Raw genomic sequence first — 25,368 nt, forward strand, 5'->3', positions numbered from 1 at the left:
TCATCCGAAAGGCAGGCCAGAACCACCGTGAGCGACACCCGCGAGGTCATCGCTTCCGCACGCCGCGTCGTCGTCAAGATCGGCTCGTCGGCGATCACCAGCCTGGTCGGAGGCCTCGACCGTGATCGTCTCGACCGGCTGGTCGACGCGATCGAGGCCCGCATGCAGGCCGGTTCCGATGTGACGGTCGTGTCCTCCGGTGCGGTCGGGGCCGGTCTCGCGCCGCTCGGGCTGACCAGCCGGCCCCGCGACCTGGCCACCAAGCAGGCCGCCGCCAGTGTCGGACAGCTCGCGCTCGCTCACGCGTGGGGCACGTCCTTCGCCCGCTACGGACGTACCGTCGGGCAGGTGCTGCTCACCGCCGACGACATCGCCCGCCGTACTCAGCACCGCAACGCGCAGCGCACCCTGGACCGGTTGCGTGCCCTGCACGCCGTTCCGGTCGTCAACGAGAACGACACCGTCGCAACCACGGAACTGCGGTTCGGCGACAACGACCGGCTCGCCGCGCTCGTCTCGCACCTGGTCGGCGCGGACGCGCTCATCCTGCTCTCGGATGTCGACGGTCTGTACGACGGTGATCCCCGCAAGGGCACCGCGACGCTGATCCCGGAGGTCACCAGCCCCGAGGATCTCGACGGGGTCGTCGCCGGATCCGGGGGCGCGCTCGGCACCGGTGGGATGGCGTCGAAGCTGTCCGCGGCACGCCTGGCCGCCGATTCGGGAGTGCCGGTGCTGCTCACCGCTGCCGCGCAGGCAGATCGGGCGCTCACCGCAGCGGACGTCGGGACCGCGTTCGCGGCGCGCCCGAACCGCATGTCCGCCCGCACGTTCTGGGTGCGGCACGCCGCCGACACCCACGGCGATCTGCACCTCGACGCCGGGGCGGTCCGCGCCGTGGTGGAACGCCGGCGTTCGCTGCTGCCCGCCGGTGTCACCGGGCTCAGCGGGTCGTTCCATGCCGGGGACGTCGTCGGGCTGGTCGGCCCGGACGGACGGACCGTTGCGCGGGGCGTCGTCGCGTACGACGCGAGCGAACTGGACTTCATGATCGGTTTCTCGACGCAGCAGCTCCCACCGGACCTGCAGCGTCCCGTCGTGCACGCCGACGACCTCGCCCGCTTCTAGGCGCTTTCGTCCAGGGTGCCGCGCGCATCGGTGTCGGCGAGGGTGGCGAGGGTTTCCGAGCAGCCGGCGTCGACCCGAAGATCGGCGAAGCGGTCGCCGCGGGTGCGGCCGCGGTTGACGATCGCGACCGGTTTGCCGCTCGCGGCCGCCCGGCGCACGAACCGCAGGCCGGACTGCACCGTGAGGGAACTGCCTGCCACGAGCAGTGCGTCGGCCTCGTCGACGAGTGTGTACGCCCGCTCGACGCGGTCGCGGGGCACGAACTCGCCGAAGTACACGATGTCGGGTTTGAGCATGCCCCCGCACCGCTCGCAGTCGACGACCCGGAATTCGTCGGTGTTCTCGACCACCGCGTCGGCATCCGGTGCGACCTCCGAACCCGTTGTGGCACGGACATGTTCGAGAAATCCGGGGTTGGCGTTGGTGAGCAGTTCGGACAGGGTGAACCGCGAGATGCGATGGTCGCAGGCGAGGCAGCGCACCTGCGCGTAGGTGCCGTGCAGATCCACCACGCGGCGGCTGCCTGCCTTGGTGTGCAACAGGTCCACGTTCTGGGTGATGACGCCGAGCACCGTGCCGCTGCGCTCGAGTGCGGCGAGCGCGCGGTGTCCGTCGTTGGGGCGTGCCGCGTCCATGTGACGCCAGCCGACGTGGTTGCGCGCCCAGTAGCGGCGGCGGAACACCGGGTCGCCGACGAACTGCTGGAATGTCATCGGGTTGCGCGGGGGAGAGTTCGGACTGCGGTAGTCCGGGATGCCGGAGTCGGTGCTGAGCCCGGCCCCGGTGAGAACCGCGACCCGGCGCCCGGCCAGCAGCGAGTGCAGGTCGTCGATCACGCTGTCCACGGTAGCGCGACCCCGATCCACGCGTTCCGTCCCACAGGCCGCCGAGAGTGAACACAATGGACCGATGGCACCGACCGGCAAGTCGTCCGACGCCGTCGAACTGATCGTCGGCGACCGCACCGTGCGCCTGTCCCATCCGGACCGGGTGTACTTTCCGCGGACGGGCGCGACGAAACTGGACCTGGCGCACTACTACCTGGCTGTCGGCGAAGGCATCGTGCGGGCGCTGAGGGAGCGCCCGTGCATGCTGCACCGGTTCCCGGACGGACTGGCCGGCGACAAGGTGCACCAGAAGCGCCTGCCGCGCGGAGCCCCGGACTGGGTGCAGACCGTGCAGGTCCACTTCCCGCGTTACGACCGCTACGCCGACGAGCTGTGCGTCACCGACATCGCGGACGTGGTGTGGGCGGTGCAGATGTCGACGGTCGAGTTCCATCCGTGGAACTCCCGGCGCGCGGACGTCGAACGGCCCGACGAGTGGCGCATCGATCTGGACCCGATGCCCCAGTGCGATTTCGGCACCGTGCGGCGGGTGGCGGGTGTCGTGCGCGAGTTGCTCGGCGAGCTGGGGGCGACCGGATGGCCGAAGACCTCCGGTGGGCAGGGCCTGCACGTGTACGTGCGGATCGATCCGCGGTGGGATTTCGGTGACGTGCGCCGGGCTGCCCTCGCGTTCGCGCGGGAGGTCGAACGACGTGTCCCGGAGGACGTCACCACCACGTGGTGGCGCAAGGACCGCGATCCCGCGAAGCTGTTCGTCGATTACAACCAGAATGCCCGGGACCACACGATCGCCGCGGCCTATTCGGTGCGCGGGGTCCCGGAGGCGACCGTGTCGACGCCGGTGACGTGGGACGAGATCGACGATGTGGACCCTCGCGATTTCACGATTCGCACGGTTCCGGACCGGTTCGCGAAGCTGGGGGACCTGCATGCGGGCATCGACGAGGCGGTGTTCGCGCTCGATCCGCTGCTGGACTGGGCGGATCGGGACGAGGCGGCCGGGCTCGCCGAACCGGGTCAGTAACCCGCGCTGGTGTCGATGATCGCGGCGAGTTCGGCGCCGGAGGCGAAGCGGGTGACGTTCTCGACGACGTGGTCGGCGAAGGCGGGTATGCGCAGCGCCGGCGGATTCGAATCGTGCGGGGTGACGATCGCGTTCGGCAGCGCCCACAGGGGATGGCCGTCGGGGAGGGGTTCGGGATCGGTGACGTCGAGTCCGGCGCCGGCGATCGCACCGGTCGAGAGCGCGTCGACGAGCGCGTCGGTGTCGACGAGCGACCCGCGGGCGACGTTGATCACCCAGGCCGTCGATTTCATCGCCGCGAACTGACGGGCACCGACGAGCCGCACGGTCCGCGTGGTCGCGGACGCGGCGATCACGAAATGGTCTGCGGCGGGCCAGAGTTCGTCGATCCGTTCGACGGGGAGCGTTTCGGCGGCGCCCGGGACCGGACGGCCGCTGCGGGTCACGGCCAGGGACTGTGCGCCGATGCCGGCCAGCATCGGGATCAGGGCGCGGCCGATCCCCCCGGCCCCGATGATGCCGACGAGTGCGCCGCGCAACGTGCCGAGCTTCGGGTAGAACTCGGCGGGGGTCCACGACGACGCGGCCAGGTGGGCGGGCAGCGCCCGCACGCCGGCGAGGAGCAGTGCGAGAGCGTGCTCGGCGACCGTTGCGGCATAGGCGCCGGCCGCGGACGTCCAGACCACCTGTGGGTGCGACTTCACGGTGCCGGCGTCGAACCACTGCTCGACCCCGGCCGCGGGCAGTTGCACCCAGCGCACCGACGCGGGCAGCGACTCGGGGAAATCGGCGGGCCCACCGGTCCACACCAGCGCGTCCGGCTGCTCGTCGAGCCGGCACGGCACCCCACCCCCGCGCACGACCGCCCGGTCGAACAACGCGTCCGGGACGGGACCGACAGCGATGCGGGGCGGACGCACGAAGGTCATGGTTCGACTCTATTCGTGCGCCCGCTCCGGGTCATCTCGTGCTGTGCGCTCAGTCGACTTCGACGAGCGGGTAGACGCCGTTCTCGTCGTGGACTTCGCGGCCGGTGACCGGCGGATTGAACACGCACAGCATCCGCATCCGGGTGTCCGGCTCGACGCGGTGCCGCTCGTGACCGTTCAGCAGGTACATCGTGCCCGGCGCCAGCGGGTACACCGTGCCGGTCTCGAGGTCGGTGAGTTTGCCGGTGCCCTCGACGAGCCACACCGCCTCGACGTGGTTCGCGTAGTGGAACTCGTTGACGGTGCCTGCCCCGATGGTGGTCTCGTGGAACGAGAAGCCGACGCGGTCGCCGCCGAGCACGATGCGCTTGCTACGCCAGTTGCCGTCCTCGGACTCGACGTCTCGTTCGGTGCCGGTGATTTCGTCGGTGGTGCGTACGATCATGGAAAAATCCTCTGCTGTAAAGACTTTCGCGGACGGACCGCGCAGGTGGAGCAGTGCGGGCGGATCAGGCGCAGACCTTCGCGGTGGCCTCGGCGATGATGTTGAGCCCGTACTCGAGTTCGTCGTCGGTGATGGTCAGCGGCGGCAGCAGCTTGACGACCTCGTCGGAAGGTCCCGCGGTCTCCGCGAGCAGCCCTTCCTCGAACGCGAACGCGCACACCTTCTGCGCGTCGCTGGGGTCGTCGAACACCAGGCCCTGGACGAGGCCGCGACCGCGGGTGGACACACCGTCGAACATCGTCGCCAGGTTCATGAACGTCTGACGGATCCGCTCGCCCTTGCGCAGGGTGTCGCGCTCGAGGCGATCGTCGGACCAGTAGTGGTCGAGCGCCGCCCGCGCGGTCACGAACGCCGGGTTGTTGCCACGGAACGTGCCGTTGTGCTCACCGGGACCCCAGACGTCCAGTTCGCGCTTGAACAGCGTCAGGGCCAGCGGCAGTCCGTAGCCGCCGATCGACTTCGACAGCGTCACGATGTCCGGCGTGATGCCGGCGGCTTCGAAGGAGAAGAACGGGCCGGTGCGGCCGCAGCCCATCTGCACGTCGTCGACGATGAGCAGGATGCCGCGCTCGGCGCACAGGTCGGCGAGCGCTCGCAGCCACTCCGGGCGCGCGACGTTGACGCCGCCCTCGCCCTGGACGGTCTCCACGATCACCGCGGCCGGCCGGTTCAGGCCGCTGCCCGAGTCGTCGAGGACGCGCGAGAACCAGTGGAAGTCCTCGGTCGAGCCGTCGAAGTAGCCGTCGAACGGCATCGGGGTCGCGTGCACGAGCGGCACGCCCGCGCCGGCGCGTTTCATCGAGTTGCCGGTCACCGACAGGGCGCCGAGCGTCATGCCGTGAAAAGCGTTGGTGAAGTTGATGATCGACTCGCGGCCGGTGACCTTGCGGGCCAGTTTCAGCGCGGCCTCGACGGTGTTGGTCCCGGTCGGGCCGGGGAACTGCACCTTGTAGTCCAGTCCGCGCGGTTCGAGGACCGTGCGCTCGAACGATTCGAGCAGCTCCCGCTTGGCCACGGTGTGCATGTCCAGACCGTGGGTGATGCCGTCGTTCATGATGTAGTCGACGAGCGCGGTCTTGAGGACCGGGTTGTTGTGCCCGTAGTTCAGGGCGCCGGCACCGGCGAAGAAGTCGAGATAGTCCTTGCCGTTCTCGTCGCGCAGCCACGAACCGGACGCCGTTTCGAAAACGGCGGGCCAGGAGCGGCTGTAGCTGCGAACTTCGGATTCGAGGTTCTCGAAAATGCTGGTCCGAGAAGTTTCACGCTGTTCCAGGATGGTCATTTTGGGTGCTCCTCCTGATTTTGAATTGTGGATCGGGACCGAAATTCAGTCGCCGATTGTGTAGAGATCTTCGGCCAGGTGTGAATCGGGAAAATCGTCCGGCGCGAACAGATCGGTCCGCGTGATATGCGTGCCGCGCTGTTGCGCGACGGCCGTGAACAATGCGATCGAGGCCGTGTTGTCCGGACTGATGGTGGTCTCCAGGCGGGTCACGCCGCAGGGGCGGAGCCGGTCCAGGAGAGTGTGCAGCATACGACCGGCCGCACCGCGTCCTCGCTGATCCGCGTCGACGGCCACCTGCCACACGAACAGCGTGGCGGGTGACTCGGGACGGCGGTAACCGGTCACGAATCCGACGGGCCGGTCGAACTCGTCGGTCGCGACGACCGAGGTTGCCGAGTAGTCGCGGCACCACAGTACGTATGCGTAACCGGAATTGACGTCGAGCACTCGGGAATCGCGGGCGATTTCCCACATCCGAATTCCGTCTGCGATCCGAGGTGTCCTGAACTGCAATTCGGCCGGTGACCGCAGGTTCGATTCGGCCGGTGCAGGGGTCGGGGTACTTCTCTCCGTAACGGGCGTCATAAGCAATGGCAACGTAACAATCCTTCGTGCCGAAATCACGCGCGTCGCTGAAATCGGACATCGGAACCCTTGCCTACGCGCAGGTAAGGACACCCGAGTGAGTTGAGTCACATCGTGTAGCAATCGGTGCGAACGTACCGATTATTTCGGGCTCGCCAGCGCGAACGGCAGCACCGCCTCCGCGCCGGCAGCGCGCAGCGCCCGTGCTGCCATCGTCAGCGTCCACCCCGTATCGGTCACCGCATCGACCAGTAGGACGGGACCGTGCACCCCGTCGAGCTCCGGCGGGATCCAGGCATCGACCAGTGCGGCGATGCGATAGGCGGAGTTCGCCGCTGTCACCGGTGGCCGCCCGGGACGGGACCGCAGCGTGCCGAGATCCTGCAGACGGCCGACCCGGGCCAGTCCCGAGGCCAGCGAGCCGACGAGCAATGGACGGGACTCCGACTCGACGGCCATCACCGCGACCGGGCGCTGTGCCCAGTCCCACGCCGCGAGCACCGAGATCGCGGCCCGCATGAGCTCCTCCGGAGCCGGGGCATCCGGTCCGTCCAGCAGCGCCCGCAGCCGCGGCCCCCACCCCAGATCCGACAACCGGCCCAGCACCCGCCCGGGTTCGGGACCGTCGGTGATCTTCCCGGACAGCGGTACGCCCAGTTTCGCCATGCCCGTCGGCCACTGCTTGCGCGGAGCCAGATCGACCCCGGGCCGGTCCAGGCGGGCCATGGTTCGCGCGACACCGGCTTCGTCGACATCGGTGCTCCAGCGGGCGCCGGAACAGTTGTCGCACCGTCCGCAGCCCTCGACGGTCGTGGTGAGTTCCGGATCGTCGAGCTGCCGGCGCAGGAACAGCATCCGGCACTCGGTGGTGCGTTCGTACTCGAGCATCGCGGCCTGCTCGGCGGCACGGGCCTCCTCCAGCCGGGCGTAGCGCGGCGCGTCGTAGTGCCAGGGCTGCCCGGTCGCCACCCAGCCGCCCTTGACGCGGCGCACCGCGCCGTCGACGTCGAGCACCTTGAGCACCATCTCGAGTCGCGATCTGTTCAGATCCACCAGCGGCTCGATCGCGGGCGTCGACTGCGGACGCTCGGTGTCGAGGACCTCGACGACCCGCCGCACCAGCGACTCGCCGGGGAACGCGACCGAAGCGAACCACGTCCAGATCTGCTGATCCTCCCGGCCCGGCAGCAGTACAACCTCGGCGCGGTCGGTGGACCGACCCGCGCGGCCGACCTGCTGGTAATAGGAGATGGGAGAGGACGGCGCCCCGAGATGCACCACGAACCCCAGGTCGGGCTTGTCGAAGCCCATCCCCAGTGCCGAGGTCGCCACCAGCGCCTTGACCCGGTTGTTCAGCAGGTCCGCCTCGAGCTGCTCACGCTCGGCGGTGTCGGTCTGCCCGGTGTACGCCGCGACCGCGTACCCGCGCTCGGCGAGCAACGCGGCCAGATCCTGAGCCGCCGACACGGTCAGCGCATAGACGATCCCGGAACCGGGCAGCTCGTCGAGGTGCTCGGCCAGCCACGCCGCCCGCCGGGCCGGTTCGTCGATCCGCACCACCGACAGGTGCAGCGACGGCCGGTCGAGCCCGCCGCGCAGCACGAGCGTCTCCCCGGTGCCCTCACCGACACCGAGTTGGGCCGCCACGTCCGCCACGACCCGGTCGTTCGCGGTCGCGGTCGTGGCCAGCACCGGGATGCCCTCCCCGAGCTCGGCGACGAGCGTGCGGATCCGCCGGTAGTCCGGCCGGAAGTCGTGCCCCCAGTCGGAGACGCAGTGCGCCTCGTCGACGACGACGAGCCCGGCGTCTCGGGCCAGAGCCGGCAGCACCTGATCGCGAAAATCCGGATTGTTCAACCGTTCCGGGCTGACCAGCAGCACGTCGATCTCGCCCGAGGCGATGCGCTCGTGGATCTCGTCCCACTCGGTGACGTTGCCCGAGTTGATCGTTGCGGCCTGCACCCCGGCGCGCTCGGCGGCCTCGACCTGGTTGCGCATCAGCGCCAGCAGTGGCGAGACGATCACCGTCGGGCCGTGTCCATGCGCGCGCAACAGCTTCGCGGAGATGAAGTACACGGCGGACTTGCCCCAGCCGGTGCGCTGCACCACGAGGGCGCGGCGGCGTTGCACCACCAGCGCCTCGATCGCCGTCCACTGGTCCTCGCGCAGCCGCGCGTGCGGACCGGCGAGCTCGCGCAGCAGTCGTTCGGCCTCGTCGCGCAGATTCGTCGTCGCGGTACTCATGCCGACCATCGTGCCGGACCGGGGTGACACGGACACGGGTCACGCGAATGCTGCCACGATCATGGTCCGTCCGCGTCGAGCGCGCGCCCCGGCGCGGCGAGCGGTTGCAATGATGCGACGAGCGCGCCCCGGTCGCTGTTCGCCGGAGGTCGGCGCGCCGATCGGGCCGCCTCGGGTCCGAAGTTCGGTATCGGTTCGGAAAGCGTTGTGGTGCAGTGGTTCACGAGTACCGTTCGGTGGCCGTGTGGCGGTGCCCACTGTGAGTGGTGTGGGTCCCTCGCGCTCGGAGAATGTGACGGGCCTTTCGTCGCCACGTCTAATCTGAGGGGCATGAACGCGCACCACCTCCTCCCCGAAGTCACGGCGGAGTCGAACCGGATCCGTAACTCCGTGTTTCGGAACAAGATCGTCTCCGCCGAGGAGGCGGTCAAGTACATCCACGCCGGGAACACCGTCGCGATCAGCGGTTTCGGGAGCGCGGGCACTCCGAAGGCGGTGACTCCGGCGCTCGCCGAGCGGATCCGCCTCGCCCGGGCCGCAGGCGAGGACTTCACGGTGAACCTGCTCACCGGCGCGTCGGTCGCGCCCGACACCGAGCGGATGCTCGCCGAGGTCGACGGCGTGTCGTTGCGCATGCCCTATCAGGCCGAGCCGACCGCCCGCCGCAGCATCAACGCCGGCTCCATGGACTATGTCGACATCCACCTCTCGCACGTCGCCCAGCAGGTCTGGGAGGGGTACTACGGGCATGTGGACATCGCGGTCGTCGAGATCTCCGGAATCACCGAGAGCGGCGAACTGGTCCCGGCCACGTCGATCGGCAACAACAAGACCTGGCTCGAGGTCGCGGAGAAGGTCGTCCTCGAGGTCAACTCCTGGGTGCCTGCCGCGATGGAGGGCATCCACGACGTCTACTACGGCACCGCGCTGCCGCCCGACCGCAAACCCATCATGCTCACCGGCGTCGAGGACCGTATCGGACAGACCACCTTCCGGGTGGACCCCGACAAGGTCGTCGCGGTCGTCGAGACGAACGTCCGCGACAGCGCCAGCGGGCTGACCCCGCCGGACGCGGTGAGCCAGGCGATCGCGTCGCACGTGCTCGACTTCTTCGAACACGAGGTGTCCCGCGGTCGGCTGCCTGCCGATTCGCTGCTGCCGCTGCAGTCGGGCATCGGTAACGTGGCCAATGCTGTGCTCCAGGGACTCGACGCGGGACCCCACAAGGGTCTGACCTGCTACTCCGAGGTCATCCAGGACGGCATGCTGCACCTGATCAAGCACGGCACCGTGCGGTTCGCGTCGGCGACGGCGCTGGCGCTGAGCGCGGCCGGTATCGACGAGCTGGTCTCCAACATCGACTTCTACCGCGAGCGGATCGTGTTGCGTTCCCAGGAGATCAGCAACCATCCGGAAGTGGTGCGGCGCCTGGGCCTCATCGCCATGAACGGCATGCTCGAGGCGGACATCTACGGCAACGTGAACTCCACCCACGTCATGGGCACCAAGATCATGAACGGTATCGGCGGTTCCGGCGACTTCGCCCGCAACGGCTACGTCTCGATGTTCCTGAGCCCGTCCACCGCCAAGGGCGGCAGCATCTCCTCGATCGTCCCGATGGTGCCCCACGTGGACCACACCGAGCACGACACCCAGGTGCTGGTCACCGAACAGGGCCTGGCGGATCTGCGCGGGCTCTCGCCGCGGCGCCGCTCGCGGGTCGTCATCGACAACTGCGCGCACCCCGACTACCGGGACGCGTTGCACGAGTACGTCGCCCGCGCCGAGGCCGAGCCCGGCGCCGGGCACACCCCGCACCTGCTCGGCGACGCCTTCTCGTTCCATCAGCGATTCGTCGAAACAGGTTCGATGCGTCCGTGATCGTCGCCCTGCCCGGCGCGGCCGGGCAGGGCTCGAACACCTGTGCCGGGACCGATCGATTGTGGATTCGATTGTCTCCGTGCAACTTCGACGGATTCCCGAGGGAAAGAGCTAGTTGCCGCCGACCGGCGCCGGGTCGATCTGCTGCTGCGGCAGCGCCTCACCGAGCGCGGCCGACACCTCCTGGAGAGGTGTCGGCCCGGACCCGTTCGGCACCGTCAACGCCACGTACACGGGCCGGTCCACCGCGAACCAGGTGCTCGCGTCGATGCCCTCGGCTTCGCCCGACACCTCGAACCACTGCACTCCGTCGACGACCTGCAGCGCCGCGGCCGCATCGAATTCGCTCGGACGGTCCAGGCCGCATCGCAGCACGACCGGTTCCGCCTCGGCGATCTGCCAGGCCGCGGTGCCGGCCGGAATCGGATCGACCAGTTCGGCTCGCGCGTAGTCGCCGAGTTTCTCGGGCAGTGCCGCGAGCAGGCCCGCGCACGCGTCGGATTCGGCTTCCGGCGCGGGTACCGGACCCAGCGCGAGCGGACCGAGCATAGGTGTGCGGTCGACGATCACCGCGGCGACGACGATTCCGGCGAGCAGTGCGACGGGCAGTGCGATCGCCGTGGCGATCACCGCGGGATGGCGGCGGTCCTCGTCGCTCTTCTGCGCATCGGACGCGGTGGGAGCGGTGTCGGCCCCGCGGGAGCCGTCGGGTTCGGGAGAAGAATCGGATTCGATCATCAGGTCCATTTTCGGGAGCGGTAGCGTGATTCGAACCTATCAGTGCCCCGAGAACCTCCGTGCCCACCGAGGCGTCGGCCTGCCGGCCGGAGCCGGAAGGAGACAGCCGCCACCGTGCCCGACCGCACCGGCCCCACCGTTGCCGACCTCGGCGAATTCCCCGTCATCGACCGTGCGACCGCCGGCCGGAGCCAGCCCGCGTCGACACTCGTCGGGCCGGGTCACGACGCGGCGGTCGTCGCCGCGTCCGACGGCCGCGTCGCGATCTCGACGGACATGCTCGTCGAGGGCAGGCATTTCCGGCTGGACTGGTCGACGCCGCAGCAGGTCGGACGCAAGGCAGCGGCACAGAACGGTGCGGATGTCGCGGCGCTCGGTGCCCGCCCGACCGCGTTCGTCGTCGGCCTCGGATGCCCTCCCGGTACCCCCGTCGAGGTGCTCGAGGGGATTTCCGCAGGTCTCGGGGAAGCGGTTGAGGCGATGGGGGCGGGCGTCGTCGGCGGCGACCTCGTCCAGGCCGATCAGGTGATCGTCTCGGTGACGGTCCTCGGCGACCTCGAAGGCCGGACGCCCCTGTTGCGGACCGCGGCCCGCCCCGGTGACGTGGTGGCCCTGGCCGGAACCGTGGGCCGTTCCGCCGCGGGGCTGGCGCTGCTGCTCGCCGGCGACACCGGACACCCCGGTCTCGTCGAGATGCACCGGGTGCCGAACCCGCCGTACGAGGCGGGTGTCGCCGCGGCCCGCGCCGGCGCCCGCGCCGGAACCGACATCTCCGACGGCCTGCTCGCCGACCTCGGCCACATCGCGGCCGCGTCCGCGGTCGCGATCGATGTCGAATCGGGGCTGCTCGAACCCGACGACGAACTGCGCGCCGCCGCCACCGATGTGGGTGCGGATCCGTGGGAGTGGGTGCTCACCGGGGGTGAGGACCACGCGCTGGCCGCGTGCTTCCCGCCGGACGTGATGTTGCCGGACGGCTGGCGTCGCATCGGGACGGTGCGCCCCGGATCGGGCGTCACCGTCGACGGCCGCGACCACACGGGCCCCGGCGGATGGCAGAGCTTCTCGAGATAGGTTTCCGAGTATGGCTGTCTATGCGCTCGGCGATCGTGTCCCCGATATCCACCCCGATGCCTGGGTGCATCCCGACGCCGTGGTGATCGGCAACGTCACCCTCGGTGCGCACGCGTCGGTGTGGCCGACGGCGGTGCTGCGCGGCGACTACGGTTACATCACCGTCGGCGAGTACACCAACATCCAGGACGGCACGATCATCCATTGCACCGCGATCCAGGCGACGATCATCGGCGCCCGCTGCGTGGTCGGGCACAACGCCCACATCGAGAGCGCCACCATCGGTGACGGCTGCCTCGTCGGGTCCGGGTCGCTCGTGCTCAACGGTTCGACCCTCGGCGCCGGATCGCAGGTCGCCGCCGGTGCACTCGTGCCGCCGCGGTTCGAACTGCCGGAACGACGCATGGCCATGGGTGTGCCCGCGAAGGTCCGGGAAGGCCACGAGATCCCGGAAGGCAACTTCGCCGCGAACGCAGAGATGTACGCGGCGAACGCCGACTACTACCGCACCGCGCTGCGCCGCATCGACTAGGAACGAGCACCATGACCGACCAGATCACCGATCCGGACACCCCGGCCGGGCCGCGACCGCTCACCGAGGTCGTCGAGGAGGGCTGGGCGCAGGCCCTCGCGCCCGTCGCCGACGACATCACGGCCATGGGGCAGTTCCTGCGCACCGAGAACGCCTCCGGGCGCGGCTACCTGCCTGCCGGCAGCAACGTGCTGCGCGCGTTCACGCAGCCGTTCGACCGGGTGCGGGTGCTCATCGTCGGGCAGGATCCCTACCCGACGCCCGGGCACGCCGTCGGCCTGAGCTTCTCCGTCGCCCCCGACGTGCGGCCCGTGCCGCGCAGCCTCGTCAACATCTACAAGGAATACAGCGAAGACCTGGGCCTGCCGGTACCGGCGAACGGTGATCTGACGCCGTGGGCGGAGCAGGGTGTGCTGCTGCTCAACAGGGTGCTCACCGTCCAGCCGGGCCAGCCCGCGTCGCATCGCGGCAAGGGTTGGGAGGCGGTCACCGCACAGGCGATCCGCGCGCTCGTCGCACGGAACACGCCGATGGTCGCGATTCTGTGGGGACGGGACGCGGCGACGCTGAAGCCGATGCTCGGCACCGTGCCCACCGTCGAGTCGGCGCATCCGTCGCCGCTGTCCGCGTCCCGCGGGTTCTTCGGATCGCGGCCGTTCAGCCGCGCGAACGCCCTGCTCGAACAGCAGGGCGGCGAGCCGGTGGACTGGCGCCTGGCCTGACCACCGGCCCGCGCCGGGTCAGTTCTGCTTCAGCGCCGAAAAATCGGGGCGGCGTTTCTCGACGAACGCGTTCGCGCCTTCGATACCGGTCGGCGACACCGCGGCCGCCGAGATCGACTCCAGTTCGGCGTCGAGCTGCTCGGCGAGCGTCCGGTGGTCGGACTCGGCCACGAGCCGGCGGATCCCTGCGTAGGCCGCCGTGGGGCCGTTGGCGAGTGTCCGTGCGATCCGCAGCGCTTCGCTCTCGATCTCGTCGTCGGCGACGAGCCGGCTCAGCACTCCGAGGCGAACCGCCTCGTCCGCCCCGAGGACGGAGTCGGTGAGGATCATCTCGCGGGCCCGCGCGACACCGACGACCCGCGGCAGTGTCCAGGACATGCCGCCGTCCGGCGTGTACCCGATCGACGGGTAGGCGGCGCGCAGCTTCGTCGACGGACCACCGAGTGCGATGTCGGCGTGCAGCACGATGCTCATTCCGGCGCCCGCGGCCCAGCCGTGCACCGCCGCGACGACGGGCACACCCACGGCGTCGAGGGCCAGCACGAACTCGTGGAAGCGGTGGGCGATGTCGCGGACGTGCTCGCGGCGGTCGTCGGCGCCGGCGAATCCGCGCACGTTTCCGCCGGCACAGAAGTTGGAGCCCTCACCCACCAGGAGGACGGCGCCGATCTCGGGTCCGGCGGCGCGCAACGCGGCGGTGCCCTGATCGACTCCGGCGGGGGACAGGGAGGTGCCGTTCTCGGCGGTCGCCACGGCGATACGCAGGACTCCGTCGGTCACGCTGACGTGCGACGGGGAGGCCTCGGACGCACCGGTGCTGCTCGCGGAGAGGTCGGTCACAGGAGTTTCGGTCACATTTCGCACATTAGCTGCCGTCGTACACTCGGCAAAACGCGAGTACCCCCGACGATGATCGCCGGGGGTACTCGCGTGTGGTCTCGACTCGATCAGCCGCGAACGACCTTGCCCGCCTTCAGGCAGGAGGTGCACACGTTGACCTTGCGGGTGTTGCCCGGGGAAACCTGGGCGCGCACGCTCTGGATGTTCGGGTTCCAGCGACGATTGGTACGCCGGTGCGAGTGCGAGACCGACTTCCCGAAGCCGGGGCCCTTGGCGCATACGTCGCAGACGGCAGCCATGTCGCGAACTCCTTGTTATGTAGTGGATATTGTCATTCTCGACCTACGAACACGGGAAACTGTCGCTACCCGTGCGAGGCAACCCTGCAAGAGTAGCGAATCCGGTGGCGGATGACCAAACCGGCCTCCTCCCGCCCACGCGGTTACCCTTTCGGCATCGGAATTCGGTGCGTTGGGGGAAGGGGTGTCCACAGTTGTTCGAAGCCGGGGACGCGGTGGACGCACGGGCGCTCCGTCGCTGGGCGGAACTCGGCCTGAAGGCCATCGAGGAGCGTCGCGACGAGATCAACGTCCTCAACGTCTTTCCCGTCCCGGACGGCGACACCGGCACGAACCTGCTGATCACCGTACGTGCCGCGGTGGACGGTCTCCACTCGTCCGGCACGTCGGACAGCGCGGCCGGTGTCCTCGAGGCTCTCGCGCGCGGCGCGTTCACCGGAGCGCGCGGCAACTCCGGGGTGATCCTCGCGCAGATGCTGCGCGGAATGGCCGACGCCACCGCCACCGACGACCCGCTCGACGCGGCCGGCCTGGCGCGGGCGCTCGATCGCGCAGCCGCCGAGGTGATGCGCGCGCTGAGCACACCCGCCGACGGCACCATCGTGAGCGTCCTGCACGCCGCGGCCGCCGGTGCTTCCCGGCTCGGCGCCGGCGCGACACCCGCGGACGTCGCACTCGCGGCCGCGGACGCCGCCGCAGCCGCCCTGCAGCACACCGTCACGCAGCTCGACGTCCTCGCCGAGGCCGGTGTCGTCGATGCCGGGGGACTGGGCCTGCTGATCCTGCTCGACGCACTCGTCGAGGTCGTGACCGGGCAACGGCCGGACCGGTGCCTGACCCTCACCACGCGGCCCGTGCCGCCGGTGCGTTCCGCGGCGAGACCGGACGACTCCCGGTTCGACGACACCCTCGTCCACGACGTCACCCGCGAAACTCAGGACTACGAGGTCATGTACTTCGTGAGCGACTCCGACGACGAGCACCTGGAGACGCTGCGAACTCGCCTCGACGCACTCGGCGACTCCGTGGCGGTGGTGGGCGACGGCGCCGGCACATGGTCCGTGCACGTGCACTGCTGCGACCCCGGCGCCGCCGTGGAGGCGGGTCTGGCCGCAGGACGTCTCCACCGCATCGAGATCACGTGCTTCGCGCTCGACGCGGTCCACGGGGACAGCTGCGCCGGTGAGCACCGGCATCCGCCCGCGGCGTCGGGCCGGGCCGTGCTCGCCGTCGTCGAGGGTGACGGCGCGGCGCAGTTGTTCGAGGCGGAGGGTGCCGTCGTCGTCCGGGCCGATCGCCCGATGACGATCCCGGGGCTGCTCGACGCGATCCGCGCCGTCGATGCTCCGGAGGTGCTGGTGCTGCCCAACGGATCGCTCAGCGAGCAGAATCTCGTCGCGGTCGGTGCCGCGGCCCGCGAGGACCATCGGGCGGTGATGTTCCTGCCCAGCTGGTCGATGGTGCAGGGACTCGCGTCCCTTGCCGTGCACGACGCGGGACGGGACTCCGTGGACGACGCGTTCACGATGACCGAGGCCGCCGCGACCACCCGCTGGGGTTCGCTGCGCGTCGCGCAGGAACGTGCCCTGACCTGGGTGGGAACGTGCGAGCCGGGTGACAGTCTGGGCCTGGCGGGACACGATGTCGTAGTCATCGAGCATGATCTGGTGGCAGCGGGCGCGTCGCTTCTCGACAAGGTCCTCGCCGCGGGCGGAGAGCTCGTGACGATGCTGGTCGGGTCCGACGCTCCCGAGGACCTCACCGAGCAGCTGACCGCCCACCTCGATGCGCACCATCCCGAGGTGGAGGTCGTGGTGTATCACGGTGGGCAGGGCAGCGACCTGCTGCAACTCGGTGTCGAATAGCCGCACCGAGCAGAAGCCGGCACGGCGGAAGGACGGCAGTGGCGACACTCGCGGACCGACTCGATCATCTTCTCGGCCGCAAGACCGCCGACGCCCTGTTCGACGCATTCGGCATGTCGACCGTCGAGGACCTGCTGCGCCACTACCCGCACCGGTACGCGACGCAGGGCGCGGAACTCGGCGACGCGCAGCCCGAGGAAGGCCAGCACGTCACGATCATCGCGCGGGTCGAGAAGGCCGACGAGGTGCGGATGAAGAGCCGGCCCGGTACGCGGCTCGCGGTGGTGCTGGTGTCGGACCGGCAGAAGATCGACGTGACCTTCTTCAACCCGCACAAGGTGAAGTACAACATCAAGCCCGGCGTGCGCGGCATGTTCTCCGGCACCGTCAAGTATTTCCGGGACAAGTGGAGCCTCGCCCATCCCAGCTACGTGATCCTCCCCGAGCCACGCGACGCGGAGGTCGGGGGAGCGGCACCCGCACCGGGCCGCGTGCGCGGTGCCGGCGCTCTGGCCGGGATGGCACGCAGCGCGCAGGGCAGCGACGGCATCGACATGTCGATCTTCGACCGGGCGCTGATCCCGATGTACCCGGCCACGCGCGACGTCGAATCGTGGACCGTGATGCGCTGTGTGCGGCAGATCCTCGACCAGCTCGAGGTCGTCGACGACCCCCTGCCGGACTGGGTGCGCCGCGAGCACGCCCTCGTCGGACTGGACGAGGCGCTCCGCACCATCCACCTGCCGGACACGAAGGACCAGGTGAGCGCCGCGCGGTCGCGGCTGCGCTTCGACGAGGCCACCGCACTGCAACTGGTGCTCGCCCGTCGCCGCCACGACGTCGCCGTGCGCACCGCCCCGGTCTGCGCGCGCCGCGACGACGGTATCGCCACGGAATTCGACCGGCGGTTGCCGTTCGAGTTGACCGCCGGGCAGCTCGCGGTCGCCGACGAGATCGCCGCGGACCTGTCGGTGTCGCATCCGATGAACCGGCTGCTGCAGGGCGAGGTCGGCTCGGGCAAGACCATCGTGGCGTTGCGCGCGATGCTGCAGGTCATCGACTCCGGCCACCAGTGTGCGCTGCTCGCCCCGACCGAGGTGCTCGCCGCGCAGCACGCCCGGTCGCTGACGTCGATGCTCGGGGACCTGGCCGCGGCCGGTGAGCTCGGCGCCCACGAGCTTGCGACCAAGGTCACCCTGGTGACGGGGTCGATGCCCGCGGCCCGGAAACGGCAGGCCCTGCTCGACGCCGTCAACGGCGACGCCGGGATCGTCATCGGCACCCATGCACTGATCCAGCAGGGTGTGAACTTCTTCGATCTCGGTCTCGTCGTGATCGACGAACAGCACCGCTTCGGCGTCGAACAGCGCGACGCGCTGCGCAATCGGGGCCGCGACGGGGCCAGCCCGCACGTGCTGGTGATGACCGCGACCCCGATCCCGCGGACGATCGCGATGACCGTCCTCGGCGACCTCGAGGTCTCCACCCTGACCGAGCTGCCGCGCGGGCGCTCGCCGATCGTCAGCCGGGTCGTGCCGGCGAAGGTGCATCCGGGCTGGGTCGCCCGTGCATGGGAGCGGATCGGTGAGGAGGTCGCGGAAGGACGGCAGGCCTATGTGGTGTGCTCGCGCATCGGGGAGGGCGAGGCGGACGAGGACGCCGACGCCGACTTCTTCGTCCTCGAGGACGCCGAACCGGACCGCGGCACCGCGAAGGGCCGTGGCGGCCGGAGCGGGAAGGGTGCGCGTGCCGGTGCCGAGCCGCCGGAGACGAAGTCGGTGCTGCAGCAGTACGAGGAGCTGTCCACCGGCGCATTGAGTCACCTGCGCGTCGGATTGCTGCACGGCCGGTTGCCCGCGGACGAGAAGGACGCGGTGATGCTGGACTTCGGGGCCGGGAAGATCGACGTGCTGGTGTGCACGACCGTCGTCGAGGTCGGTGTGGACGTGCCCAAGGCGACGGTGATGGTGATCGTCGACGCCGACCGGTTCGGTGTCAGCCAGCTGCATCAGCTCCGCGGTCGCGTCGGTCGTGGGGGACACCAGGGACTGTGCCTGCTCGTCACCGACAGCCGGCCCGGCTCGCAGGCGATGATGCGTCTCGACGCCGTGGCCGGGACCACCGACGGATTCGCGCTGGCGCAACTCGACCTGCAGCAGCGTCGCGAGGGCGACGTGCTCGGGGTCGCGCAGTCCGGCACGGCGTCGACGCTGCGGCTGCTCTCGCTCGTCGACGATGTGGAGGTCATCGCCGCGGCGCAGACGTTCGCGCGGGCGGTGACCGACGAGGACCCGGGGCTGGACGAGCATCCCGGTCTGGCGCGGATGGTCACCGCGGCGCTCGACACCGACCGGGTCGAATATCTCGAGAAATCCTGACGCCGTCACCGCGTAACGTTCTGCGCACCGGCCGCCGGCCGGGACCGTGAGGTTAAAACGAGCACATCCATGGTATTACCTGCGAGTTACCGATTCGCGAACTGCATCGTTTCAGTCCCGGTGAGCCGGGCCGTCGTCCCACAATGTGGAACAGGTGGGTAAATCGGCGTGTTTCGGCGCGGTACCGTCGTCCAATGTTCTCGAAAGTGCTTGTCGCCAACCGTGGCGAGATCGCAATCCGCGCGTTCCGTGCTGCCTACGAACTGGGTGCCGGAACCGTCGCGGTGTTCCCGTACGAAGACCGTAAGTCGCTGCATCGGCTCAAGGCCGACGAGTCGTACCAGATCGGTACGGAAGGGCACCCGGTCCGCGCGTACCTGTCCGTCGAGGAGATCGTCTCGGCCGCGAAGTCCGCGGGTGTCGACGCGATCTACCCGGGTTACGGATTCCTGTCCGAGAATCCCGACCTGGCCGCAGCGTGCGCGGAGGCCGGCATCACCTTCATCGGTCCTCCCGCCGAGGTGCTCGAGCTGACCGGCAACAAGGCCCGCGCGATCGCCGCCGCCAAGGCCGCCGGTCTGCCGGTGCTCGCCTCGTCCGAACCGTCGTCCGACGTCGAGGCGCTGCTCGCCGCTGCCGAGAACATGGAATTCCCGGTGTTCGTCAAGGCCGTCGCCGGTGGCGGCGGGCGTGGTATGCGCCGAGTCGCCGAGCGCAGCCAGCTGCGCGAATCCATCGAGGCCGCCTCGCGTGAGGCCGACGCCGCATTCGGGGACCCGACCGTGTTCCTCGAGCAGGCCGTCGTCGATCCCCGCCACATCGAGGTGCAGATCCTCGCCGACAAGCACGGCAACGTGATGCACCTGTTCGAGCGGGACTGCTCGGTGCAGCGTCGCCACCAGAAGGTGATCGAGCTGGCGCCGGCACCGAACCTGTCGGAGGAACTGCGGCAGAAGATCTGCTCGGACGCGGTCGCGTTCGCGAAGCAGATCGGTTACGAGTGCGCCGGCACGGTCGAGTTCCTGCTCGACAAGCAGGGCCGGCACGTGTTCATCGAGATGAACCCGCGCATCCAGGTCGAGCACACGGTGACCGAGGAGATCACCGACGTGGACCTGGTGCAGGCGCAGATGCGCATCGCCTCCGGTGAGTCCCTGTCGGATCTGGGGCTGTCGCAGGATTCCGTCGCGATCCGCGGTGCGGCGCTGCAGTGCCGCATCACCACCGAGGACCCGGCCAACGGTTTCCGCCCGGACACCGGCCGCATCACCGGCTACCGCACCCCCGGAGGCGCGGGTATCCGCCTCGACGGTGGTACCTCGGTCGGCGCGGAGGTCTCCGCCCACTTCGATTCGATGCTGGTCAAGCTGACCTGCCGGGGCCGTAACCTCGAGGCCGCGGTCGCGCGGGCGCGGCGCGCGGTCGCCGAGTTCCGGATCCGTGGCGTGGCCACGAACATCCCGTTCCTGCAGGCGGTGCTCGACGACCCGGACTTCCGGGCCGGAAACGTCACCACCTCCTTCATCGAGGAACGCCCGCAGCTGCTGACGCAGCGCTCCTCCGCGGACCGCGGCACCAAGATCCTGCGGTACCTGGCGGACGTGACGGTGAACAAGCCGCACGGCCAGCGCCCCACCACGGTGTATCCGCACGACAAGCTGCCCGCGATCGACCTGACGGCCCAGCCCCCGGCCGGTTCGCGGCAGCGGCTGCTCGAGCTCGGCCCCGAAGGTTTCGCGCGTGCGCTGCGCGAGCAGAAGGCCCTCGCGGTCACCGACACCACCTTCCGTGACGCCCACCAGTCGCTGCTCGCGACCCGGGTGCGCAGCAAGGACCTGCTCACCGTCGCCGGGCACGTGGCGCGGATGACCCCCGAGTTGCTGTCCATCGAGGCGTGGGGCGGTGCCACCTACGACGTGGCGCTGCGGTTCCTGCACGAGGACCCGTGGGAGCGCCTGGCCGCGCTGCGCGAGGCGATCCCGAACATCAACCTGCAGATGCTGCTGCGCGGGCGCAACACCGTCGGCTACACCCCCTACCCGGAGGCGGTCACCCGCGCGTTCGTGCAGGAGGCCGCGGACACCGGTATCGACATCTTCCGGATCTTCGACGCGCTGAACAACGTCGACCAGATGCGTCCGGCGATCGACGCGGTGCGCGAGACCGGCACCACCGTCGCCGAGGTCGCCCTGTCCTACACCGGCGACCTGTCGAACCCGAACGAAACCCTCTACACGCTCGACTACTACCTGAAGCTCGCCGAGCAGATCGTCGAGGCCGGCGCGCACGTGCTGGCGATCAAGGACATGGCCGGGCTGCTGCGCGCCCCCGCCGCCGCGACTCTCGTCTCGGCGCTGCGCTCCAACTTCGACCTGCCCGTGCACGTGCACACCCACGACACCCCCGGCGGTCAGCTCGCCACCTACCTGGCGGCCTGGCAGGCCGGCGCGGACGCGGTCGACGGTGCGTCGGCGGCCCTGGCCGGCACCACCAGCCAGCCGGCGCTGTCCGCGATCGTCGCGGCCGCGGCCAACGGCGAGTTCGACACCGGCCTGGACCTGCAGGCGGTGTGCGACCTGGAGCCGTACTGGGAGGCGCTGCGCAAGGTGTACGCGCCGTTCGAGTCCGGGCTGCCCGCGCCGACCGGCCGGGTCTACACCCACGAGATTCCCGGCGGTCAACTGTCGAACCTGCGACAGCAGGCCATCGCGCTGGGCCTGGGTGACCGCTTCGAGGACGTCGAGGCCGCCTATGCGGGCGCGGACCGGTTGCTGGGCCGGTTGATCAAGGTCACCCCGTCGTCGAAGGTCGTCGGCGATCTCGCGCTGCACCTGGTCGGTGCGGGTGTGTCCGTCGACGATTTCGCCGCGGAGCCGGGCCGGTTCGACATCCCGGATTCGGTGGTCGGGTTCCTGCGCGGTGAACTGGGCACTCCGGCCGGCGGCTGGCCGGAACCGTTCCGCAGCAAAGCGCTGGCCGGTCGCAGCGAGCCGAAGGCCGAAACGCAACTCGCGCCGGAGGACGAGAAGGCACTCGGCGCCGGCTCGCTCGAACGTCGCGCCACCCTCAACCGGCTGCTGTTCCCGGCACCGACCCGCGAGTTCGAAGAGCATCGCGACGCCTACGGCGACACCTCCGAACTGTCGGCGAACCAGTTCTTCTACGGCCTGCGCCAGGGCGAGGAACATCGCGTCAAGCTCGACAAGGGCGTCGAACTGCTCATCGGCCTCGAGGCGATCTCCGATGCGGACGAGCGTGGTTTCCGCACCGTGATGTGCATCCTCAACGGCCAGCTGCGTCCCGTCTCGGTGCGGGACCGGTCGATCGCCTCGGAGGTCCCGGCCGCGGAGAAGGCCGACCGGAACAACCCCGGTCACGTCGCAGCTCCGTTCGCGGGCACCGTCACCCTCGTCGTCGGTGAGGGTGACAAGGTCGCCGCCGGGGACACCGTCGCCACGATCGAGGCGATGAAGATGGAAGCCGCGATCACCGCGCCGCGCGGTGGGCAGATCACCCGTCTCGCGATCGGTGGCGTGCAGCAGGTCGAGGGCGGCGATCTGCTCGTGGTCGTGGCCACCGAGGAAAGCGCCGAGTGACACGGATCGTCGCGGGCCGGGCCGGGGGGCGGCGCCTGAAGGTGCCGCCCCGCGGTACCCGGCCCACATCCGAACGCGTGCGCGAGGCACTGTTCAGTTCCCTCGATGCACGGATGGATCTGGACGGGGCCTCGGTGCTGGATCTCTACGCGGGCTCCGGTGCGCTCGGCCTCGAAGCCCTCTCCCGGGGCGCCGCGTACGCGCTGCTCGTCGAATCCGACGCCAAGGCCGCGGCGGTGATCCGAGAGAACATCACCGAGCTCGGGCTGACCGGTGCGGTGTTGCGCGCGGCGCCGGTGTCCACCGTCCTCGCCGGCAGCCCGGACCGCGTCTACGACCTGGTGCTGGCGGATCCGCCGTATGCGGTGACGGAAGACGCGGTGTCCGGCCTGCTGGCTGCGCTCGTCGACGGCGGCTGGGTCGGCGACGGCTCGGTGGTGGTGCTCGAAAGGTCCTCGCGGTCACCGGAAACAACCTGGCCGGAGGCGCTCGAGGCCGGCCGTGTCCGCAAGTACGGGGAGACCCGGATCGAGGTCGCCACCTGCTACGGTGCTGAATCATGAGCAGCGCCGTCTGTCCTGGATCCTTCGACCCTGTCACCAACGGGCACCTCGACGTCATCAGCCGAACCGCGCTGCAGTTCGACGAGGTCGTCGTCACCGTGATGATCAACCCGAACAAGCAGGGCATGTTCACCGTGCCCGAGCGGCTCGAAATGCTGGCCGAGGCCACCTCGCACCTCGGGAACGTCCGCGTCGATGCCTGGCAGGGACTGCTCGTCGACTACGCGAAGGCACACGGCATCACGGCGATCGTCAAGGGTCTCCGCGGCGCCAACGACTTCGACTACGAGCTGCAGATGGCGCAGATGAACCACAAGCTCACCGGTGTCGACACCCTGTTCATCGCGACCAATCCCGCCTACAGCTACCTGTCGAGCTCACTCGTCAAGGAGGTCGCGACGTACGGCGGTGACGTCGCGGACATGCTCCCCGCGACGGTCCACAAGCGGCTGCTCGCGCGGATCGCGGAACGCGCCGCGGCGAAGTAGCCCCGGCACGTCCGGCGGATAACGGTTTCGACAACTCGGGCACCGGTTCGCCGACACGCCCGCGCGCGTCGAGCCGCACCGCTGCACCTGCGGCAGACTGGCAGCTGGCCGCGGCCGCACCGGCCGGGTCGGACGAGGATTGGGGTTGGGCGTGTACCGGGTATTCGAGGCACTCGACGAACTTGTCGCGATCGTCGAGGAAGCACGCAGTGTTCCGATGACCGCGAGTTGCGTGGTACCGCGCGGGGACGTTCTCGAGCTCCTCGACGACGTACGCGACGCGCTTCCCGGCGAGCTCGACGACGCGCAGGACGTGCTCGACCATCGTGACCGGCTCGTCGGCGACGCCCGCGCCCTCGCAGACAAGACCGTCGGCGACGCCGACGACGAGGCGCGGGCGCTGCTCGAGAAGGCCCGCGCGGACGCCGATCGCATGCTCGCCGACGCCAAGGACCAGGCCGATCGGATGGTGCACGAGGCGCGGGCGCACGCCGACGAACTCGTCCGTGACGCCCGGGCCGAGGCCGAGGACACGATCGCCGACGGCCAGCGGCAGTACGAGGCCGTCACCGGCCGGGCGCGCGCCGAGGCGGACCGCATGATCGAGTCCGGCAAGGCGTCCTACGAGCGCTCCGTCGCCGACGGTGAGGCCGAGCAGGCACGGCTGGTGTCGCAGACCGAGGTCGTGCAGGCGGCCCACGCCGAATCGGCCCGGGTGATCGACGGTGCCCACGCCGAGTCGGACCGCCTGCGCACCGAGTGCGACGAGTACGTCGACCGCAAACTCGCCGATTTCGAGGAAATCCTCGATACGACACTGCGTTCGGTGGGGCGGGGCCGGCAGCAGTTGCGCACCTCCGGGGCTCCGGACTACGCGGAAGCGGACTGGCGCGCCGAACGGCGTCGCTGAACGCTCGCCGAGCGGCCGGATTTCGCCGGGGCACCTCCCGTCGCGTACCATTGGGGGGTTGCCCAGTACAACCAGGCGGCCTCGTGCCGTCGATCCGAAAGCGAGTTCCAGTGTCTGCCCGTCATCACAGTGCGTCTCGTCCCGCCCGGGACGAGGGTCTCGTGCTGGACGTGATCTCCCTCGGCCGTCGGCCGGGGTCGATGCGAACGGTGAACCGGGTCGTGCCGTCGCCGTCCCGTATCGGTCTCGACCTCGTCGCGATCGAAGAGGGCACCGACGTGGAACTCGATCTGCGACTCGAAGCCGTGTCGGAGGGCGTGCTCGTGACGGGCACCGTCCGCGCCGACACCGTCGGCGAGTGCTCGCGGTGCCTCGAGCCGTTCACCGGTTCGGTGGACCTGTATCTCACGGAGCTGTTCGCCTACCCGAACAGCGTCACGGAGCAGACCACCGAAGAGGACGAGATCTATCGGATGGTGGACGACGAGATCGATCTGGAACCGGTCATCGTCGACGCCGTCGGACTGGAGCTTCCGCTGCGGCCGTTGTGTAGCGACGACTGTGCGGGACTGTGCCCCGAATGCGGCATTCGCCTGGCGATTGCGGAATCCGGGCACGGGCATGAAATAATCGATCCTCGCTGGGCTGGGTTGGCAGCTGCCATCGGCGCAGGATCCGAAGGACCCAGCAGTGCACCTGACAGCAAGAACAACGAGGAGAAGTAGACGTGGCCGTCCCCAAGCGCAGAATGTCGCGTTCCAACACCCGGTCGCGGCGCAGCCAGTGGAACACCACTGCGCCGACCCTCGTCACCTGCCCGAACCGCGGCTGTGGCGAGAAGAAGCTGCCTCACGTGGCGTGCCCGTCGTGCGGCACGTACAACGGCCGTCAGGTGACCGCTGCCGTCTGATTCGGTTGGCATCGTGACGAACAA

General features: G+C 69.7%; 23 protein-coding genes. 14 read left to right on the forward strand and 9 right to left on the reverse strand.

Going from position 1 to position 25,368, the window contains the following annotated elements; translation table 11 throughout:
- The first annotated feature begins 27 nt into the window (after positions 1 to 27).
- A complete protein-coding gene (gene proB, locus A8G15_RS18555; RefSeq protein WP_068162812.1) occupies positions 28 to 1,128 on the forward strand; it encodes a glutamate 5-kinase in 1,101 nt (366 codons plus the stop codon).
- Here the strand turns inward: proB and A8G15_RS18560 are convergent.
- A complete protein-coding gene (locus A8G15_RS18560) occupies positions 1,125 to 1,964 on the reverse strand; it encodes an NAD-dependent protein deacetylase (protein ID WP_068162889.1) in 840 nt (279 codons plus the stop codon). The genes proB and A8G15_RS18560 overlap by 4 nt on opposite strands.
- Positions 1,965 to 2,037: 73 nt before the next feature.
- Here A8G15_RS18560 and ligD point away from each other — a divergent pair, with 73 nt between their 5' ends.
- Complete coding sequence (gene ligD / locus A8G15_RS18565; RefSeq protein ID WP_068162815.1) at positions 2,038 to 3,000, forward strand: non-homologous end-joining DNA ligase; 963 nt, start codon at positions 2,038 to 2,040, stop codon at positions 2,998 to 3,000.
- On the opposite strand, the gene A8G15_RS18570 is transcribed toward ligD, so the two are convergent.
- The 5 genes from A8G15_RS18570 to A8G15_RS18590 all read right to left on the reverse strand — a co-directional run bounded on the left by A8G15_RS18570 (position 2,994) and on the right by A8G15_RS18590 (position 8,548).
- Complete coding sequence (locus A8G15_RS18570) at positions 2,994 to 3,929, reverse strand: D-isomer specific 2-hydroxyacid dehydrogenase family protein (protein WP_068162817.1); 936 nt, start codon at positions 3,927 to 3,929, stop codon at positions 2,994 to 2,996. The two genes, ligD and A8G15_RS18570, sit on opposite strands and share 7 nt — an antisense overlap.
- Before the next feature lie 49 nt (positions 3,930 to 3,978).
- Complete coding sequence (locus A8G15_RS18575; protein ID WP_068162820.1) at positions 3,979 to 4,374, reverse strand: ectoine synthase; 396 nt, start codon at positions 4,372 to 4,374, stop codon at positions 3,979 to 3,981.
- A gap of 64 nt (positions 4,375 to 4,438) precedes the next feature.
- Complete coding sequence (gene ectB / locus A8G15_RS18580) at positions 4,439 to 5,716, reverse strand: diaminobutyrate--2-oxoglutarate transaminase (RefSeq protein ID WP_068162823.1); 1,278 nt, start codon at positions 5,714 to 5,716, stop codon at positions 4,439 to 4,441.
- Between the two features lie 45 nt (positions 5,717 to 5,761).
- Positions 5,762 to 6,304: a diaminobutyrate acetyltransferase gene (gene ectA / locus A8G15_RS31485; protein ID WP_068162826.1), complete on the reverse strand. Its 543-nt coding sequence runs from the start codon at positions 6,302 to 6,304 to the stop codon at positions 5,762 to 5,764.
- A 141-nt stretch (positions 6,305 to 6,445) separates the two neighbouring features.
- Positions 6,446 to 8,548: a RecQ family ATP-dependent DNA helicase gene (locus tag A8G15_RS18590; protein WP_068162891.1), complete on the reverse strand. Its 2,103-nt coding sequence runs from the start codon at positions 8,546 to 8,548 to the stop codon at positions 6,446 to 6,448.
- Between the two features lie 330 nt (positions 8,549 to 8,878).
- Here A8G15_RS18590 and scpC point away from each other — a divergent pair, with 330 nt between their 5' ends.
- Positions 8,879 to 10,429: a succinyl-CoA:acetate CoA-transferase ScpC gene (scpC, locus tag A8G15_RS18595; protein ID WP_068162828.1), complete on the forward strand. Its 1,551-nt coding sequence runs from the start codon at positions 8,879 to 8,881 to the stop codon at positions 10,427 to 10,429.
- A 111-nt stretch (positions 10,430 to 10,540) separates the two neighbouring features.
- Here scpC and A8G15_RS18600 read toward each other — a convergent pair whose 3' ends face one another.
- Complete coding sequence (locus tag A8G15_RS18600; protein WP_068162893.1) at positions 10,541 to 11,167, reverse strand: DUF3515 domain-containing protein; 627 nt, start codon at positions 11,165 to 11,167, stop codon at positions 10,541 to 10,543.
- A 114-nt stretch (positions 11,168 to 11,281) separates the two neighbouring features.
- Here A8G15_RS18600 and A8G15_RS18605 point away from each other — a divergent pair, with 114 nt between their 5' ends.
- Genes A8G15_RS18605 through A8G15_RS18615 form a run of 3 tightly spaced genes read left to right on the forward strand, consistent with a single transcriptional unit; the run spans position 11,282 to position 13,495 of the window.
- Positions 11,282 to 12,241: a thiamine-phosphate kinase gene (locus A8G15_RS18605; RefSeq protein WP_068162831.1), complete on the forward strand. Its 960-nt coding sequence runs from the start codon at positions 11,282 to 11,284 to the stop codon at positions 12,239 to 12,241.
- Positions 12,242 to 12,251: 10 nt separating this feature from the next.
- Positions 12,252 to 12,773 carry a gamma carbonic anhydrase family protein gene (locus tag A8G15_RS18610; RefSeq protein WP_068162833.1) on the forward strand — a complete coding sequence of 174 codons (522 nt, stop codon included), beginning with the start codon at positions 12,252 to 12,254 and terminating at the stop codon, positions 12,771 to 12,773.
- 11 nt (positions 12,774 to 12,784) lie between these two features.
- Positions 12,785 to 13,495: a uracil-DNA glycosylase gene (locus tag A8G15_RS18615; protein WP_068162836.1), complete on the forward strand. Its 711-nt coding sequence runs from the start codon at positions 12,785 to 12,787 to the stop codon at positions 13,493 to 13,495.
- 18 nt (positions 13,496 to 13,513) lie between these two features.
- Here the strand turns inward: A8G15_RS18615 and A8G15_RS18620 are convergent, their stop codons facing one another.
- On the reverse strand, positions 13,514 to 14,335 hold the full coding sequence (locus A8G15_RS18620; protein ID WP_068162841.1) for an enoyl-CoA hydratase-related protein: 822 nt from the start codon (positions 14,333 to 14,335) through the stop codon (positions 13,514 to 13,516).
- 107 nt (positions 14,336 to 14,442) lie between these two features.
- Positions 14,443 to 14,634 carry a 50S ribosomal protein L28 gene (gene rpmB / locus A8G15_RS18625; RefSeq protein WP_068162844.1) on the reverse strand — a complete coding sequence of 64 codons (192 nt, stop codon included), beginning with the start codon at positions 14,632 to 14,634 and terminating at the stop codon, positions 14,443 to 14,445.
- Positions 14,635 to 14,828: 194 nt separating this feature from the next.
- On the opposite strand from rpmB, the gene A8G15_RS18630 reads away from it, so the two are divergent.
- From A8G15_RS18630 to rpmF, 8 genes are all read left to right on the forward strand, one after another.
- Positions 14,829 to 16,499, forward strand: coding sequence for a DAK2 domain-containing protein (locus A8G15_RS18630; protein ID WP_068162847.1), 1,671 nt, complete (start codon positions 14,829 to 14,831; stop codon positions 16,497 to 16,499).
- Between the two features lie 38 nt (positions 16,500 to 16,537).
- Positions 16,538 to 18,877 (forward strand): ATP-dependent DNA helicase RecG, encoded by a 2,340-nt coding sequence (gene recG / locus A8G15_RS18635; RefSeq protein WP_068162850.1) that lies wholly within the window; start codon positions 16,538 to 16,540, stop codon positions 18,875 to 18,877.
- Positions 18,878 to 19,071: 194 nt separating this feature from the next.
- The gene (locus tag A8G15_RS18640) at positions 19,072 to 22,473 is read left to right on the forward strand and encodes a pyruvate carboxylase (RefSeq protein ID WP_068162853.1); all 3,402 of its coding nucleotides are present in this window, start codon (positions 19,072 to 19,074) and stop codon (positions 22,471 to 22,473) included.
- A complete protein-coding gene (gene rsmD / locus A8G15_RS18645) occupies positions 22,470 to 23,036 on the forward strand; it encodes a 16S rRNA (guanine(966)-N(2))-methyltransferase RsmD (RefSeq protein ID WP_068162855.1) in 567 nt (188 codons plus the stop codon). The genes A8G15_RS18640 and rsmD overlap by 4 nt, the downstream gene beginning before the upstream one ends.
- Entirely contained in the window at positions 23,033 to 23,524 is a 492-nt protein-coding gene (coaD, locus tag A8G15_RS18650; protein WP_068162858.1) for a pantetheine-phosphate adenylyltransferase, read from the forward strand. Before rsmD ends, coaD begins: the two co-directional genes overlap by 4 nt.
- 151 nt (positions 23,525 to 23,675) lie before the next feature.
- Entirely contained in the window at positions 23,676 to 24,434 is a 759-nt protein-coding gene (locus A8G15_RS18655) for a DivIVA domain-containing protein (protein WP_068162862.1), read from the forward strand.
- A 110-nt stretch (positions 24,435 to 24,544) separates the two neighbouring features.
- A complete protein-coding gene (locus A8G15_RS18660) occupies positions 24,545 to 25,159 on the forward strand; it encodes a YceD family protein (RefSeq protein ID WP_245687895.1) in 615 nt (204 codons plus the stop codon).
- A gap of 2 nt (positions 25,160 to 25,161) precedes the next feature.
- Positions 25,162 to 25,344 carry a 50S ribosomal protein L32 gene (gene rpmF, locus A8G15_RS18665; RefSeq protein WP_003939052.1) on the forward strand — a complete coding sequence of 61 codons (183 nt, stop codon included), beginning with the start codon at positions 25,162 to 25,164 and terminating at the stop codon, positions 25,342 to 25,344.
- Positions 25,345 to 25,368: the final 24 nt, after the last annotated feature.

This window comes from Rhodococcus phenolicus (assembly GCF_001646785.1).
GTDB classification, from domain to species: Bacteria; Actinomycetota; Actinomycetes; order Mycobacteriales; family Mycobacteriaceae; genus Rhodococcus; species Rhodococcus phenolicus.

Excerpts from the sequence above, each read along its gene's own strand:
- A8G15_RS18640 (WP_068162853.1), top strand. The coding sequence starts at position 19,072 with ATGTTCTCGAAAGTGCTTGTCGCCAACCGTGGCGAGATCGCAATCCGC.
- A8G15_RS18570 (WP_068162817.1), bottom strand. The coding sequence starts at position 3,929 with ATGACCTTCGTGCGTCCGCCCCGCATCGCTGTCGGTCCCGTCCCGGAC.
- A8G15_RS18600 (WP_068162893.1), bottom strand. The coding sequence starts at position 11,167 with ATGATCGAATCCGATTCTTCTCCCGAACCCGACGGCTCCCGCGGGGCC.
- scpC (WP_068162828.1), top strand. The coding sequence starts at position 8,879 with ATGAACGCGCACCACCTCCTCCCCGAAGTCACGGCGGAGTCGAACCGG.
- A8G15_RS18615 (WP_068162836.1), top strand. The coding sequence starts at position 12,785 with ATGACCGACCAGATCACCGATCCGGACACCCCGGCCGGGCCGCGACCG.
- ectB (WP_068162823.1), bottom strand. The coding sequence starts at position 5,716 with ATGACCATCCTGGAACAGCGTGAAACTTCTCGGACCAGCATTTTCGAG.
- A8G15_RS18575 (WP_068162820.1), bottom strand. The coding sequence starts at position 4,374 with ATGATCGTACGCACCACCGACGAAATCACCGGCACCGAACGAGACGTC.
- coaD (WP_068162858.1), top strand. The coding sequence starts at position 23,033 with ATGAGCAGCGCCGTCTGTCCTGGATCCTTCGACCCTGTCACCAACGGG.
- A8G15_RS18590 (WP_068162891.1), bottom strand. The coding sequence starts at position 8,548 with ATGAGTACCGCGACGACGAATCTGCGCGACGAGGCCGAACGACTGCTG.
- ligD (WP_068162815.1), top strand. The coding sequence starts at position 2,038 with ATGGCACCGACCGGCAAGTCGTCCGACGCCGTCGAACTGATCGTCGGC.
- rpmB (WP_068162844.1), bottom strand. The coding sequence starts at position 14,634 with ATGGCTGCCGTCTGCGACGTATGCGCCAAGGGCCCCGGCTTCGGGAAG.
- A8G15_RS18610 (WP_068162833.1), top strand. The coding sequence starts at position 12,252 with ATGGCTGTCTATGCGCTCGGCGATCGTGTCCCCGATATCCACCCCGAT.
- ectA (WP_068162826.1), bottom strand. The coding sequence starts at position 6,304 with ATGACGCCCGTTACGGAGAGAAGTACCCCGACCCCTGCACCGGCCGAA.